Genomic DNA, 15834 nt, shown 5'->3' with positions numbered 1-15834 from the left:
CGTAATTTCAAAGCTTACTTTCCATATGATACAGCACTAGGGTTTTGTATCAGGCGGCAAATTACAACGAATTTTTTAGTTTGAAAGTTTCATGCCTCAGGGCTTCGGTTCAGAAAAGCTGTCAATTTGTCGCTTTGATATAACGTTTTGACCACTTTCGACTCTAAACTGTATTTAGGAATCGTTTTTTTGTTTTTGGGTAAAAAGAATGAAGTAAATTTGCATTCTACCTATTGTTGTACCCCGGTTGGGGTTTCATGTAAATCCGCTTAACCTGGCCGGATTATGAAAGAGCAGCTCGGTAAAACGGCTGACTAACCACGAATAACGGTGCATTAGCACATAGCTATGTTTAAACTCATCACCAAAATTTTCGGCACTAAGTCCGATCGGGATCTAAAGGAATTATATCCCTACGTAGGAAAAATTAATGCCGAATTTGCCAAATTAAGAGAGTTAACCGATGAGCAGCTTCGTCAGGAAACGGCTGCTCTGAAGTCTATTATCAAGCAACAACTGGCTCCTATCACCGACCAGGTTGATAGCATCCGTCAGCGAATTGAATCCAATCCAGATCTGGACGTTAATGAGAAAGACTCGCTCTTCAAGCAAATTGATGCTCTGGAAGTTCAGTCTGATCAGAAACTTGAAGAAGTATTATTAGAAATTCTGCCCCGTGCTTTCGCTATTGTGAAAGAGACGGGTCGTCGTTATACTGAAAACGGTGAACTGGTGGTAACAGCTACCGTTCATGACCGTTTTGTTGCTTCCCGCAAATCAAATGTAGTGATTGAAGGGGAGAAAGCTACCTGGAAAAATACCTGGAACGTCATGGGCCAGCCCATTACCTGGAACATGATTCACTATGACGTACAGTTGATTGGTGGGGTAGTGTTACACCAGGGTAAGATTGCAGAAATGGCTACCGGGGAAGGTAAAACGCTGGTTTCTACCTTGCCTTCTTTCCTGAATGCCCTGGCCGGTAAAGGGGTTCACATCGTAACCGTCAACGATTATCTGGCGAAACGTGACTCCGAGTGGAATGCTCCTCTGTTTGAATTCCACGGCATGACGGTCGATTGTATTGATCGTCACGAGCCTAACACACATAGCCGCCGCAATGCTTACCTGGCGGATATTACTTACGGTACCAATAACGAGTTTGGTTTCGATTACCTGCGTGACAACATGGCTCGTAGCCCGGAAGAACTCGTGCAGCGAAAACACCATTATGCCATGGTCGATGAGGTCGATTCCGTCCTGATTGACGATGCCCGTACGCCTCTGATTATCAGTGGGCCGATGGTGAAAGATAATGATGTTCAGGAATTTGAAGTATTAAATCCCCGTATTTCCCGACTGGTAGAAGAGCAGCAGAAACTGGTTCAGGGTTTCCTGACCGAAGCTCGCCGACTAATTGCCGCTGGTAATACCAAAGAAGGGGGGCTGGCTCTGTTCCGGGCTCACCGTGGGTTACCTAAATACAAGCCTCTGATTAAATATCTGAGTGAGCAGGGGAACCAGGCAGTGATGCGGGCGACCGAAAACGAATACTTGCAGGAACAGGGCAAACGCATGCCCGAAGCCGATGCTCCCTTGTATTTCGTGATCGAAGAGAAAAACAATTCGGTTGAACTGACGGAAAAGGGGATCGACGTAATGACGGCAAATAATGAAGATCCTAACTTCTTCATTCTGCCTGACTTGTCAGTTGCCCTGAATAAAATTGAAAAATCGGATCTTTCTGAAGTAGAAAAAATTCATAAGAAAGACGAGATTATCCGTGATTACTCAATCAAAACCCAGCGTATTCACACCGTCAACCAATTATTGAAAGCTCACACGCTGTTCGAATTGGACGTGGAATACGTAATCATGGACGGAAAAATTAAAATCGTTGATGAGCAAACGGGCCGGATTATGGAAGGCCGTCGTTACTCGGACGGTTTGCACCAGGCAATCGAAGCAAAAGAGCGGGTTAAGGTGGAAGATGCCACCCAGACTTACGCTACGGTAACGCTTCAGAACTACTTCCGTATGTACCACAAACTGTCAGGGATGACAGGTACGGCTGAAACGGAAGCAGGCGAGTTCTGGCAGATTTACAAACTCGATGTCGTTTCGATCCTACCAATCTTAAGATTTCGCGGAAGGATCAGGAAGACAAGGTATACAAAACGGTTCGTGAAAAATACAATGCAGTAGTACAGGAGATCGACGAGCTTGTGAAGGCGGGTCGTCCGGTGCTGGTAGGTACTACTTCCGTTGAAAACTCGGAAATCCTGAGCCGTCTGTTACGGATGCGTGGAATCAAACACCAAGTACTGAACGCGAAGCAACACCAACGCGAGGCTGAGATTGTAGCCACAGCGGGTCATTCGCAAAACGTAACGATTGCGACGAACATGGCCGGTCGGGGTACGGATATTAAGCTGACTCCCGAGTCGAAAGCCGCGGGTGGTCTGGCCATTATCGGTACTGAGCGTCACGAATCTCGCCGGGTGGATCGTCAGTTACGCGGTCGTGCCGGTCGTCAGGGTGACCCCGGATCGTCTCAATTCTTCGTATCGCTGGAAGATAACCTGATGCGTCTGTTCGGTTCTGAACGGATTGCGAAGGTAATGGACCGAATGGGTATGGAAGAAGGAGAGGTAATTCAGCACTCCATGATTACTTCGTCCATCGAACGGGCTCAGAAGAAAGTAGAAGAAAATAACTTCGGTATTCGGAAGCGTCTGCTGGAATATGATGATGTCATGAATTACCAGCGGGAAGCCATTTACAAGCGTCGTAAAAATGCTCTGTTTGGTGACCGACTGGCTCTGGATATTGCCAACATTACCTATGACGTTTGCGAAGAACTGGTTTCCAATAACCCTAGTTTCGAAGAATTTGAACTTCGCGTAATCGAAACACTGGCGATTCAGGTTCCTTTCACCAAGGATGAATTTGTTCGTCTGAAGCCTGAGCAACGCACGCAGCAGTTATATGCCGCGGCAGAAGGACATTACCAATCGAAAGGAGCGGACATCGCTCGTCGGATGCAGCCTTTCTTCCAGGACTTATTCGAAGCCAATCAGGGCAATGTGAATGAAAATTCAGTAATTGGATTGCCTTACACCGATGGCGAGCATGTGATGGGCTTCCAGGTGAACTTTCTGAAAGCACTGAACAGCGAAGGACGTGAGGTAACTCGTGAGATTGAGAAGAACATTGCTCTGACGGTAATCGATCAGGAGTGGAAAGAGCACCTTCGTGACATGGATGATCTGAAGCAATCCGTTCAGAATGCGGTGTTCGAACAAAAAGACCCGCTGCTGATTTACAAATTCGAGTCGATTGACCTGTTCAAGCAGTTCATTAATAAAGTAAACTTTGACATTGTTCAGATGTTGATGCGTTACGATGTTCCTGAACTTCACGTAGAACAGCCACAGGTTCCGCAACCTCCCCGTCGTCCTGAACCACAGCCTCAACTGCAATTAAGTAAGGATGATGTCAGCGGGCTTACGGGTGGCGATGGTCCTTCGGTAGAAGAACTGGAGGAAATTGAGGTGGTAGAACGTCCGCGTCAACAGCCCATTCGCGTGAACAAAATTGAACCTAACCAACGGGTATCAGTTCAGTACAGCGATGGTCGCATCGAGCGTGATGTGAAGTATAAGAAAGTAGAGGAAGATGTTAAACGTGGTATTTGTGTCGTAATCGACTAATGCTGTGTTGAGTTTAGGGTGTTGTGCGTAGAGTTCTCGCACTAACCTATCTTTTGCGAAAGGTCAGCCTGCTAAGCAGGCTGACCTTTTTGTTTATGGTAGAGACGCGATTGATCGCGTCTGGGTAGAGTCGATTTTATTACTAGTGATTTCCGGCCTTAGTTGGTGTGTTCACCAGCCATTATAAAAGCCTAGTGGTTGGTGTCCTCACCAACCACGGGGGGATGTGTCTATACATAAAGAAATAACCCTGATAATCCGAGTCAATTGTTACTATCCTAATGAGGTAGAGACGCGATTGACCGCGTCTGGGTAAGAGGCTGTTTTAGTAGTAGTGATTCGCCGTCGGTTGGTGTCTTTACCAGCCATTACTAAAAGCCTAGTGGTTGGCGGAGACACCAACCAGGGCAGATGTTACCATTTAAATGATTTCCATTTCCCGGCCAGACGCAATCAATCGCGTCTCTACAGAAATTTAAAATAGGATACAGTAAACCTACTGACATAGGGCTGTCACTGGGCGGTTTTAGTTTTGAATCGAACCATAAAACAACACAGACGATGGAACTAATTCCCCTGTTTTTGAAAGAAATGGAGCAGGAAGCTCTCACCACCCGCAAATTTATGGCCCTGATTCCCGACGATAAGCTGGATTGGGCTCCGCATCAGAAAAGCATGAAAATGAGTAACCTCGCCACCCACATTGCAGAGCTACCCACCTGGGTAACCATGGCGTTAACTACCGACGAGCTGGACTTTGCCAAAATTCCTTATGAAGAGAAGAAAATTCAGAATAATGCTGATTTGATGGCTTTTTTCGAGGAAAGCCTGGCGAATGGACGGACGCAGTTAATCCCGGAAAATGAATCCCTCCTGAATAAACCCTGGACTTTACGAAACGGTGAAATTGTTTACAACGTTGATCCTAAACACGAAGTAATCCGAATGGCTTTTTCTCAAATTACTCACCACCGGGCTCAATTGGGCGTTTACCTGCGGTTACTTAACATTCCCATTCCCGGAAGTTATGGTCCAAGTGCGGACGAAACCCAGCATTAAGACTAGATAGAGTAGGCAGTCTTCTAAATAAATCTTAAAAGCCAATCCCTCGGGTTGGCTTTTTCTGTTGAATTTTAAATATTTGATTATGAGTTACAAACCTTGCCTATTTTAACTCCCTTACCTCTATGACTAGTACGCCTACACCTCCTTTATCCTTGTCTAACCATTGGTCTTTTCTACGCCGCCTGGGCATATGGTTTGTAGCCATTTATTCCGTTTGTTACGCTATGCCATTAGTTGCGATGCTGGGGCTAACACCTCTGGTTGAAACAGTAGGGAACTCCGTGTTGAGGATGAAAGATGTCAGGCAGATCACCAACACAGGCAGCGGCGATACTTCTTTTGACTATGCCTATTTAGTTGTCCTCACAACTTTTGCGTTAACGCTTGCCCTGGTACTGGCAATGATTCTTCGAAACCGATTTAATTACCCCTTACTTTACGTACTAACCCAAACCTTCGTGCGGTATTATCTGGCTTATTTCATGCTGATTTACGGCTTTGTTAAAGTCTTTGAAGCCCAGTTCAGATATCCCGATTTCTATACTCTGGAACAAACGTACGGGGACTCCTCGCCCATGGGGATCGTCTGGCGGCTGATGGGGCTTTCCCGACCTTATTCCATTTTTGGTGGTTTAGGGGAAGTGATAGGAGGCTTATTACTGTTTTTCAGACGAACTAAAGCTCTGGGAGCTTTGGTTGTCATTGCCGTAATGACTAATGTGGTCATGCTGAATTTCAGCTTTGATATTCCCGTAAAGCTGTTTTCCAGTTATCTGCTTTTACTGGCTTTTTTTATACTAGCTCCTGATCTATCCGCCCTTTACCATTTCTTCATCCTTCATAAACCCTCCTCATTGAATCGCGAATCGGTAGTGTTATCTAAGAAATGGCATCGCATTACGCACGTAGTCGGGAAAACGTTGGTGATTTTCTTCCTGCTTTTTGTAACGATTAATGGTCATTCGTGGATGCGAAAACCGGATCATCCGTTGCGAGGTATCTATGAGGTGAAATCTTTTGTTCTGGGAAAGGATACTTTACCGCCGTTAACGACAGATACCGTTCGCTGGAATAAGTTGTTGCTGGAAAACAATTTTGCTGAAATTCGGCTGATGAACCGGAATTCTGAATCTTTTATGTTGAAGATTGATGAAAAAGAAAAAACCATTGCTTTAAAAAGTGACCGGGATTCAACCTCAACCCACCTTTTTCATTACCAGCTTCAAAAGGATAGTTTGAGCATAAGTGGAGCATGGCGAGGAAAAGACTTGAAAGCAGGATTGAAACGTAAAAAAATCAGCGATTATAACCTGACGGGTCGGGGATTTCACTGGATCAATGAGTATCCTTACAATCGGTAATGGTACAGTTTCCGCCCTGGTTGGTGTCTTCACCAACCATTATGCTTTTACGAATGGCTCGTGAAGAACACCAACCAGGGCGGATGATTTCCGGATTGAACGAGGAAAAAACATCAACTAGTTAACATTTTAGGGGTTTCGCTGCTAGTCATTATTTATCGAATTGACATTTCGAAAGAATATAGTTTTATGGGAGACAAAAGAGATATTTCTTCGCATGTCCCTATGCTTCTCTAATGTCATCCTTGCACACGGTAATAAGTTTAACCGAGTAAAGCCTTTGGTAATTATCTGTATCGGTGATCAATCCAAATTTTAATGAATCTACCAAATGGAGCGACTCCAAATCGCCATTGGTTGCCTGGGCAAAAGATAATGGTACAGTTTATTTACGGCTTATCATTAAACATTGGTACAACCAACCATGCCGCATCGTAAACCATACCTTCCCTCCAAAATCTGTCCTGTTTGCCAGTTGCCCTTTAGCTGGCGAAAAAAATGGGAGAAAAACTGGGAAGAGGTGGTGTATTGCAGTGATCAATGCCGGATGAATAAATCAAAAGCCAAACCCAAGTCAGAAACATTATGAAACCTTTTGCCCTGTTCCTATTGCTCATCAGTTTGCTAGCCTGTCAAAACAAAGACAAAGATTCAGTAGTTGGAAAATGGACATTCAGCGGAGAAAATCAGTCGGATACTGGTTTTACCCTGGACAAAGAGGGGATTGCATCGGCTTTTCCTGCGGGTGATATAGACTATCAAACCTGGGAAATGCAGGGGGATAACTTGCTTCTGCACGGCAGAAAGCAACAAAATGGTTCGACTAGTCCCTATGATCATACGCTTAAAGTTATCTCAATTAAGGATAATACCTTGATCGTAGAAACGGAAGACGGTCAAACCCTGACGTATACCAAGACGCTGGATTCGGCTCAGGAAAACGAAGAGGAATGTTATGCTTACATGACCGCTAAAGACACGGTTTATCTACACATTTCCAGAAAGAACCGAAACATTACTGGAGACTTAACCTACAAGCTTTACGAAAAAGATAGTAATCATGGCTCACTGGATGGTCGTGTAAAGGGAGATACCCTCCTGGCCGAGTATAGCTTTAATGCGGAAGGCCGGTCGTCGGTTCGGGAGGTGATTTTTCTGAAAAAAGGCGATACGTATGTCGAGGGTTTTGGTCCGGTGAATGATAAAGAAGGAAAGACCGTTTTTCAGGATCATAAGAATATTACCTTCATCAACGGAATTACGTTGAGTAAGACCAATTGCACGAAATAAGAACCACAGTTTAATAGTATTTTATCATTTATTGATGCAATTTGGAGGCAGTCGGAAACGGCTGCCTTTTTTGTGTTCAGGAAAAGATTTCAGGCTTTATTTTTAGTGGTTCATTTCAACTCTTACCCTATGCAAAACCGTTTATCCGCCCGCTGGATTCCCAGTTTTCTTGCGACTATTATTACCACTTCCTTCGTATACGCCCAGCAAACCGTCATTCCCATCGAAACCGAGCAGAACGCTCTGGTATTACAAACCGATGGTAGCAAACGGCTGGGGATTAGTTACTTCGGTACGCGGCTGCAACAAGCGAATGAATATGCTCTGGTAACGAAAGAAAGCCGCCAGAATGACGAAAACTCGGGGATTTCTAATTCGGCTTATACCCCCAGTGGAACCTGGAATCTTTTCGAACCCGCCATTCGAGTTACGCATGCCGACGGGAATACTTCGCTGGAGTTACAATACCAGAGCCATCAAATGCAGAAAGTGGATGATAACGTTACGCTAACTACCGTAGTACTGAAAGATCCCGCCTATGCCGTTGAGGTAAGCCTGTATTATAAAACCTACCGGAAAGAGAACGTAGTGGAGCAATGGAGCACGATTCGTAACAACGAGAAAGGGACGATTACGCTCAATAAATACGCGTCGGCAAACCTGTATTTTGTGGGACAGTCTTTCCATCTCACGCATTACCACGGGAGCTGGGCTCACGAAATGAATCCCGAAACCACCGAATTGAAGGCCGGAATTCTCTCGCTGGATTCCAAATTAGGCACGCGAGCAAACCTGTTTCAACCGCCGAGCTTCATGCTTTCGTTTGATCAAAAGGCTACGGAAGAAACCGGGAAAGTATTACTCGGAACGTTGGGCTGGTCGGGTAACTTCAAGATTGATTTTGAGACCGATACGTATAATAATCTTCGTGTAATCGCGGGGATTAATCCTCACGCCTCGGAATATCCGTTGACCAGTGGACAGGAGTTGAAAACGCCTTCGTTCATCTATACGTTCTCGGATCATGGCAAAGGAGAGGCCAGTCGTAACATGCACCGCTGGGCTCGTAAGTATCGAATTCTGGACGGCGAAGGTTCGCGTCTGACACTTCTGAACAACTGGGAAGCGACGTATTTCGATTTTGATGAGCAGAAGTTAACCGGACTTTTCGCAGATGGTAAAAAATTAGGCGTGGATCTGTTTCTGTTGGATGATGGCTGGTTCGCTAATAAGTATCCCCGGAATGGTGATAACGCGGGTTTGGGTGACTGGAAAGAGAACGTCAAAAAGTTACCTCATGGCCTTGGTTATCTAGTAAAAGAGGCTCAGAAAGCCGGGGTAAAATTCGGTATTTGGGTTGAACCGGAGATGGTGAATCCCAAGAGTGAACTCTACGAAAAGCACCCGGATTGGGTAATCAAACAGCCCGAGCGTCCTGAACATTATTTCCGTAATCAGTTAGTACTGGATTTATCTAATCCTAAAGTTCAGGATTTTGTATATGGTATATTGGACGAGTTATTCACGAAAAATCCTGACCTGGCCTTCATTAAATGGGACTGTAATGCGGTGATTTATAATGCTCACTCGGAGTATCTGAAAAACAGCAAACAGGCCGACTCGAAGCTTTACGTGGATTACGTGAAAGGCTTGTATAAAGTATTGGAACGGGTTCGGGCGAAATACCCCAAAGTACCCATGATGTTATGCTCAGGGGGCGGTGGCCGCGTGGATTATGAGGCCCTGAAATATTTCACCGAATTTTGGCCGAGTGATAATACTGATCCGCTGGAGCGGGTGTTTATGCAGTGGGAGTATTCGTACTTTTTCCCAACCATTGCTCATTGTAATCACGTAACGGATTGGGGCAAGCAACCACTGAAGTATCGAACGGATGTGGCAATGATGGGTAAGTTGGGTTACGATATTGTGGTAGGTAAGCTGGACGAAAAAGACTTTGAATTTAGCAAGCAATCGGTAGAGACCTATAAAAAAATCAGCGATCTGGTTTGGCACGGAGACTTGTATCGACTGGCTAATCCTCGCGAAAATGAGTATGCTTCCTTGCAATTCGTGAATGAAAATAAATCGCGGTCGGTTTGGTTTACCTACATGGTAAGCAGTCGGTATGGCGTAGGTACGGGCCGACCTATCGTATTGAAAGGCCTGGACCCCAGGAAAAAATACGCTTTGAAAGAACTGAACTTATACCCCGGCACAAAGTCCAGCATTACGCCTGACGCCGTTTATACTGGAGATTTCCTGATGAGCGTGGGTTTCAATCCCGCCGCTAACCTGAAACGTACCAGTGTTATGATTGAATTAACGGAAGTCAAATAAAAGAACGAATTATCGCCCTTGTGAAAAGAAACTATTCAGCCGAGTAGTTTCTTTTTTTTTGTTGATTATCAGTGGATTAAAGGAAAGTGTAAAAACAATTCCTAAAAAATCTCAACAATCGAAAACTAATTTTCAAAAAATAGGCTTTGTATTATATGTACCGACATTTAATGTGAAAGTCAATATTTATCCTTCATAAAAAAGAACATCATGAGTTCCCTTATTGAAAACCTGGAATGGCGTTACGCTACAAAAAAATGAATGGTGTAGCGGTTCCACAGGAAAAAGTAGACATTATTCTGGAAGCGGCTCGTTTAGCTCCAACTTCGTCTGGATTGCAACCTTTTGAAATTCTGGTGGTAACAAATCCTGAACTGAAACAACAAATTCGGGCGATTGCTAACGATCAGAGCCAAGTTACAGATGCGTCACACGTACTGATTTTCGCTGCCTGGGATGATCTGGATGCGAAACGGATCAATGACATGTTTCTCTACACCACTCGCGAACGCGGTTTACCCGATGACCGAATGGATAGCTATAAAAATTACCTGTTATCGGTGTACGGATCGAAAACGGCTGAAGAAAACTTCCAGGCTACGGCTCGTCAGGCGTATATCGGTTTCGGAATAGCCATTGCGGCTGCCGCTGAGCAACGCGTAGATGCTACGCCCATGGAAGGCTTTAACGCTCCTGCTCTGGATGAGTTATTGAATCTGAAAGAAAAAGGCCTTCGCAGTGTAACGCTATTACCGCTGGGTTATCGTGATGAAGCCAATGACTGGCTGCACGGCATGAAGAAAGTTCGTAAGCCGAAAGAACAATTCATTACTGAATTAAATTAAGACGCTTTTTCCCCCTTTGAAAGCCATGAATAATGAGGACGGTTCAGCTTCGCTGAATCGTCTTTTTTGTTTGAGGGAGTTTGATTGAGGTTTGAATGTTCGATGGGTTTGGGTTCTGTGTTTTGAGGGTTGGCCTTTTTTGAATGTTTAAATAAAGTTTACTAATCATAAAACGCAGAAAGGCTGGCGTTGAGCCAACCTTTCAAACGTATATCAAACTTAGCGTTGATCAATCACTTTCAGACAAACGTCAAACCTGATTAAACCTTCTCCAACTAATTAAAGAAATCCTTCATTTTTTCGAAGAAGCTCTTGTCATTTTTCGTAGGGCGAGGCTGGAAGTTAGGCGAATTGCGGAGTCTTTCCAGAATTCCTTTTTCTTCCGACGATAACACGCGTGGTGTCCAGACGTTCACGTAGATCAATTGATCGCCTTTGCCGTAGCTATTCAAATGCGGAATGCCTTTGCCTTTCATACGAAGAATCTTACCACTCTGAGTTCCGGCTTCAAGAGTAATTTTCGCCCGGCCTTCAATGGTAGGAACTTCAACGGAAGTACCCAAAGCTGCATCAACGAAGTTTACGTACAACTCGTGAACCACGTTGTTACCATCGCGTTTCAGGTCTTCGTTTTCTTCTTCTTCTACGACGATAAGTAAGTCGCCCGCCACGCCACCGCGAGGAGGAACGTTACCTTTACCGCTCATGGAAAGCTGCATGCCTTCGGCAACCCCAGCCGGAATTTTAATGGAGATTACCTCTTCTGCCAGCGTGCGGCCTTCACCCATGCAAACGTCACATTTTGAATCAATGATCTTGCCTTCGCCGTTACAGGTAGGGCAGGTGCTGGCTGTAACCATCTGGCCCAGCATGGTTTGCTGCACGCGACGAACCTGACCCTGACCATTACAGGTAGGACAAGTTCGCAGGGAAGTTCCGTTTTTAGAACCGTTACCACCGCAGGCATTACAGGAAACGTGACGCTTTACCTTGATTTTTTTCTCAACGCCATTAGCCACTTCCTGTAAATCCAGTTTTAGCTTAATGCGTAGGTCAGAACCTTTACGCACGCGTTGCCGCTGACCACCGCCGCCGCCAAAACCACCACCAAAGAAGCTACCAAACGGACTACCTTCTCCGAAAATATCGCCGAATTGGGAGAAAATATCTTCTGCATTTTGTGGACCAGAGTAACCACCTCCCATACCCGCATGACCGTATTGGTCATAACGAGCTTTTTTATTAGGGTCGGAGAGAACTTCGTAAGCCTCAGCCGCCTCCTTAAATTTATCTTCTGCTTCGGGGTTATCGGGGTTCTTATCCGGGTGATATTTAATTGCCAGCTTCCGGTAAGCCTTCTTGATCTCGTCTTCCGACGAAGATTTGGTTACCCCTAATATTTCATAATAATCACGCTTTTGTGCCATCGTTTTTAAAAATTGAGGAGAGAAAGACCACTGGAGAGAACGAAAATTTTTGTCTCTCTAGAATTCAATTACGCTCCAACCACAACTTTGGCAAAGCGGATTACTTTATCACCCAGGTAATAACCTTTTTCAACTTCCTCCACAACCTTTCCTTTAAGGTCTTCGGAAGGAGCAGGGAATTGGGTAATACTTTCGTGTAAATCAGGATCAAAAGGTTGGCCTTTGGACTCCATAGGTTTCAGTCCCTTGGCTGCCACTGCTTTTACCAGTTTGTTGAAAATCAGGTCAATGCCTTCAGTTTCAACTTTACCATCTGGTCCATAGTTTGCCTGAGCACGCTCAATATCGTCCAATACGGGCAAAATGGCTTTGATAACTCCTTCCGAAGCAGTTTTCACTAATTCTTCTTTCTCGCGTAGGGTGCGTTTACGGAAGTTATCAAATTCGGCGGCGAGGCGAACGTATTTATCTTTCAGGTCTGCAATTTCAGCCTGAGCTTTGTCAGCTTTATTATCAACAGGTTGCTCCGAAGTTTCAGCGGTGGGAGTACCTTCGGAGTTATCCGTTGCGGGTTCAGCCTGAGGAGCCTTTTCGTTTTCTTCGGGTTGCGTAAATTCCGGATTCGTCATGTCTTTTCGTACCTTGTTACTGTTAGCCTAACTACAAAATTACTTTGCCATTTGGGTTTTCGCTGACAGAATGACATTTTAAATGAAGTTTTTTGAGGAACCCATAGCGTCAAACCGTCCTGAAACCCACGACATCGGGTAGTGATGCTGGCTAATTATGCCGTAACTTTGCAATGGAATCTTCAGTACCTATACAGCTGGGAGCCCGTAGAGTTGACCAAATAGCCATGACTGTATCAGAAATTATTCAGCAACGCAATGCGTTAACAATCAAAGAAATTGCCCGGGATTTAGGGTTCGATTTCTGTGGCATTTCGCGAGCTGATTTTCTGGAAGAAGAAGCCCCCCGGTTGGAGAAATGGCTAACCCTCGGCAAACACGGTCAGATGCAGTACATGGAAAACCATTTTGACAAACGCCTTGATCCCAGACTGCTGGTAGAAGGGGCTAAATCGGTGGTTTCTTTGTTATACAATTATTACCCTTCTGAAACCTTGCCTGCCGAAGACGATGACCTGAAACTTTCCAAGTATGCCTACGGAGTAGATTATCACTTTGTAGTGAAAGATCGGTTGAAAGAGTTTCTGCAACGAATTCAGGACCAAATCGGTCAGGTGGACGGACGCTGTTTCGTTGACTCGGCTCCGGTAATGGAAAAGGCCTGGGCAAAAAAAGCGGGGCTGGGGTGGGTTGGTAAAAATAGTAACCTCATCACTCGAAAAAGCGGCAGTTTTTTCTTCATCGCCGAATTAATTATCGATCTGGACTTGCAGCCCGACGGCCCAATGGCCGATTACTGCGGTACGTGTACCCGTTGCATTGATGCTTGCCCGACCGACGCGATCTCTGAACCGTATTCGGTGGATGGCAGTCGTTGCATTAGTTACCTCACGATTGAATTAAAAGATGCCATTCCAAATGAATTTCGGGGAAAAATGGAAAACTGGTTTTTTGGTTGTGACATCTGCCAGGACGTTTGCCCCTGGAATCGTTTTTCCCAACCGCACCGCGAATCGGCCTTTGATCTTCCCCAGGAATTGAAATCCTGGCAAAGCCGTGATTGGCAAGAACTTACCGAAGAAACCTTCAGAAAAGTCTTCAAAAAATCGCCTCTCAAACGAACCAAATATGAAGGTCTTCAACGAAATGTGCTATTCCTGACTACCGAAGAAAAATAAAATTGGGGAAATTATTCAACAAATTATCATAACATAAGGGCTGGAATGAGCTTTTTTAAGTCGCAGTATACAAATATTTATACTTGCTTCAATCATGAAAAAGTACAGTTTATTATTCCTCCTCTTTGCAAGCATTATTGGAACGAAGGCTCAAGCTCAGGACAACCTTTCCTGGGGCCCCATGGGTGGTTTATCAATAGCTACCTTTCGCGGGGGTGGAGCGGGCAACACAACCTGGAAAACGGGTGGAACCGCCGGTTTATTCATCAACTATAGTGTAAACGAACACTTTGGTGTGGGTGGTCAGGTGCTCTACACCCAGCTCGGAGCTAAGAACCGACTGGCAGATCAGCAGATCAGATTAAACTACCTGCAAATCCCAATTCTGGCGACCTTTTACCTGAACGACCGTGGACATGCCCTGCGTCCTAAGCTCTTCGCTGGACCTTACGTTGGTTTTCTCCTGGCAGCTCGTAATCAAAACGGGGACAACATCAACGTCAATCGTCAGAATTGGACGGCGGCTGATGCCGGTGTGCACTTGGGCGGGGGATTCAACTACCGCATTCAAAACAAAGTCTGGCTGAATTTCGACGTTCGTTACGGCTTAGGACTGGTTGACGTAGCCAAGCCGATTCAAGGAAGCGGCGATGTGTACCACAGCAACTGGGGCGTTAACCTTGGGTTAAGCTTCCCGTTGGGTAACTATAACTCCCGCACTGGTAGAATTCGCTAATAGCAGAGCTAAAGATTTTTAACTTACCTTCAAACTAATGAAATATGCCGCTGGCCGTAGAGGTCAGCGGTTTTTTTGTGCGGGTACTGGCCGGGTTTTATTAAGGTTTGGAGGAATCCACTAGAACGAAACTGCTAAACCATGGTTATTATTGAAAACGCTACCCTTGCCATTATCTTTTGCCTCATTACCATGCTTTGCTGGGGCTCCTGGACAAGCGGTCAGAAACTCGTTACGCAATCCGCTCCACTGTCCATCTTTTACCGTGATTACGTTTATGGGATTGTCATTACTGCTCTTGTATTGGCTTTCACGCTAGGCAGTTTGGGTTCTAACGAGCGAGCCTTTCTAGACGATATTCAGCAGGCAACCTTGCGAAATATGGCTCTGGCCGTAGTAGGAGGTATGATCTTCAATATTGGGAATATGTTACTTACCGTGGGAATTAATATTTCAGGTATTGCCGTAGCCATGCCCGTCGGTACAGGTTTGTCGTTGGCTTTAGGACTGATTGTTAACTACATAGCTAAACCTGAAGGAAACGTAGGGTTACTTGCCATTGGGGGCGGCCTGGTGCTGGCTTCAATCGCGGCCTGTGCGTTTGCCTATAAAGCCAAAAATGAAGAAGAGGAAGACGAAGGTTCCAGTACCAAGGGCATTTGGGTAGCTCTGGCGGGCGGGGTCTTCTCGGGTTTCTTTTTTCTACTGGTTACCCAATCCATTGTGGAGGATATTGCTTTACCTGAAGCTGAAAAGCTTACGCCCTACACAGGCTTTGTGTTGTTTGCGTTAGGAATTTTGATCAGTAACCCGCTGATAGAATGGACCGTGAAACGATTGAAGTTACTCGAAGGAGAAGACGAGGTGCGGTATGGAGACGTTTCTGCCAAAGAACATGGACTGAGTCTGGGCAGTGGATTCATCTGGGGAATCGGAATGATTACACTCCTGTTGGGTTCGCAGGATGCGGGCGGAGCTGTTTCTTACGGGTTAAGCCAGGGAGCAACGGTTGTGTCGGTTCTTTGGGGACTTTTGGTCTGGAAGGAATTTGAAGGAGCACCCGCCAAAGCCAAACGTTATTTATGGATCATGGGCGGAACTTACGTGGTCGGGTTAATACTCATCGTCATGGCTCGGGCCAGTGCCGGATAAACCAAGAGCCGGAATAAATCCGGCTCTGGTTCTTAATTAAGTTCGTGTGATTACTTAATAATGAATAGCTTGGTGTTAAGTTATTGACTGTGAGTTTA

General features: G+C 45.3%; 11 protein-coding genes and 1 pseudogene. 10 read left to right on the top strand and 2 right to left on the bottom strand.

Annotation, left to right across the window (positions count from 1 at the left end; all coding sequences use genetic code 11):
* Positions 1-348: 348 nt before the first annotated feature.
* The 7 genes and pseudogenes from secA (at position 349) to BWI96_RS01990 (ending at position 10614) form a co-directional block, all read left to right on the top strand.
* Positions 349-3713, top strand: a pseudogene (gene secA / locus BWI96_RS23045) (preprotein translocase subunit SecA).
* Between the two features lie 561 nt (positions 3714-4274).
* Positions 4275-4772: a DinB family protein gene (locus BWI96_RS02015; protein WP_106635016.1), complete on the top strand. Its 498-nt coding sequence runs from the start codon at positions 4275-4277 to the stop codon at positions 4770-4772.
* 128 nt (positions 4773-4900) lie between these two features.
* On the top strand, positions 4901-6139 hold the full coding sequence (locus BWI96_RS02010) for a hypothetical protein (RefSeq protein ID WP_157830178.1): 1239 nt from the start codon (positions 4901-4903) through the stop codon (positions 6137-6139).
* 424 nt (positions 6140-6563) lie between these two features.
* Entirely contained in the window at positions 6564-6728 is a 165-nt protein-coding gene (locus tag BWI96_RS02005; RefSeq protein ID WP_106635014.1) for a DUF2256 domain-containing protein, read from the top strand.
* Positions 6725-7429 (top strand): lipocalin family protein, encoded by a 705-nt coding sequence (locus tag BWI96_RS02000; RefSeq protein ID WP_106635013.1) that lies wholly within the window; start codon positions 6725-6727, stop codon positions 7427-7429. The genes BWI96_RS02005 and BWI96_RS02000 overlap by 4 nt, the downstream gene beginning before the upstream one ends.
* Before the next feature lie 129 nt (positions 7430-7558).
* Positions 7559-9769, top strand: coding sequence for an alpha-galactosidase (locus BWI96_RS01995; RefSeq protein WP_106635051.1), 2211 nt, complete (start codon positions 7559-7561; stop codon positions 9767-9769).
* A 236-nt stretch (positions 9770-10005) separates the two neighbouring features.
* Positions 10006-10614: a nitroreductase family protein gene (locus BWI96_RS01990; protein WP_369804045.1), complete on the top strand. Its 609-nt coding sequence runs from the start codon at positions 10006-10008 to the stop codon at positions 10612-10614.
* Positions 10615-10889: 275 nt separating this feature from the next.
* On the opposite strand, the gene dnaJ is transcribed toward BWI96_RS01990, so the two are convergent.
* Positions 10890-12041 (bottom strand): molecular chaperone DnaJ, encoded by a 1152-nt coding sequence (gene dnaJ, locus BWI96_RS01985; RefSeq protein WP_106635012.1) that lies wholly within the window; start codon positions 12039-12041, stop codon positions 10890-10892.
* 68 nt (positions 12042-12109) lie between these two features.
* Positions 12110-12670, bottom strand: a complete 561-nt coding sequence (locus BWI96_RS01980; RefSeq protein WP_106635011.1) for a nucleotide exchange factor GrpE — start codon at positions 12668-12670, stop codon at positions 12110-12112.
* A gap of 227 nt (positions 12671-12897) precedes the next feature.
* Here BWI96_RS01980 and queG point away from each other — a divergent pair, with 227 nt between their 5' ends.
* The 3 genes from queG to BWI96_RS01965 all read left to right on the top strand — a co-directional run bounded on the left by queG (position 12898) and on the right by BWI96_RS01965 (position 15736).
* Positions 12898-13848: a tRNA epoxyqueuosine(34) reductase QueG gene (queG, locus tag BWI96_RS01975; RefSeq protein WP_106635010.1), complete on the top strand. Its 951-nt coding sequence runs from the start codon at positions 12898-12900 to the stop codon at positions 13846-13848.
* Between the two features lie 94 nt (positions 13849-13942).
* Entirely contained in the window at positions 13943-14584 is a 642-nt protein-coding gene (locus BWI96_RS01970; RefSeq protein WP_106635009.1) for a porin family protein, read from the top strand.
* 141 nt (positions 14585-14725) lie between these two features.
* A complete protein-coding gene (locus BWI96_RS01965) occupies positions 14726-15736 on the top strand; it encodes a GRP family sugar transporter (protein WP_106635008.1) in 1011 nt (336 codons plus the stop codon).
* Positions 15737-15834 lie beyond the last annotated feature (98 nt).

It is taken from the genome of Siphonobacter sp. SORGH_AS_0500, assembly GCF_002838835.1.
Classification (GTDB): Bacteria; Bacteroidota; Bacteroidia; order Cytophagales; family Spirosomataceae; genus Siphonobacter.
The sequence above is the reverse complement of the archived record's forward strand: the minus strand, read 5'-3'. Positions and strand labels throughout refer to the sequence as shown.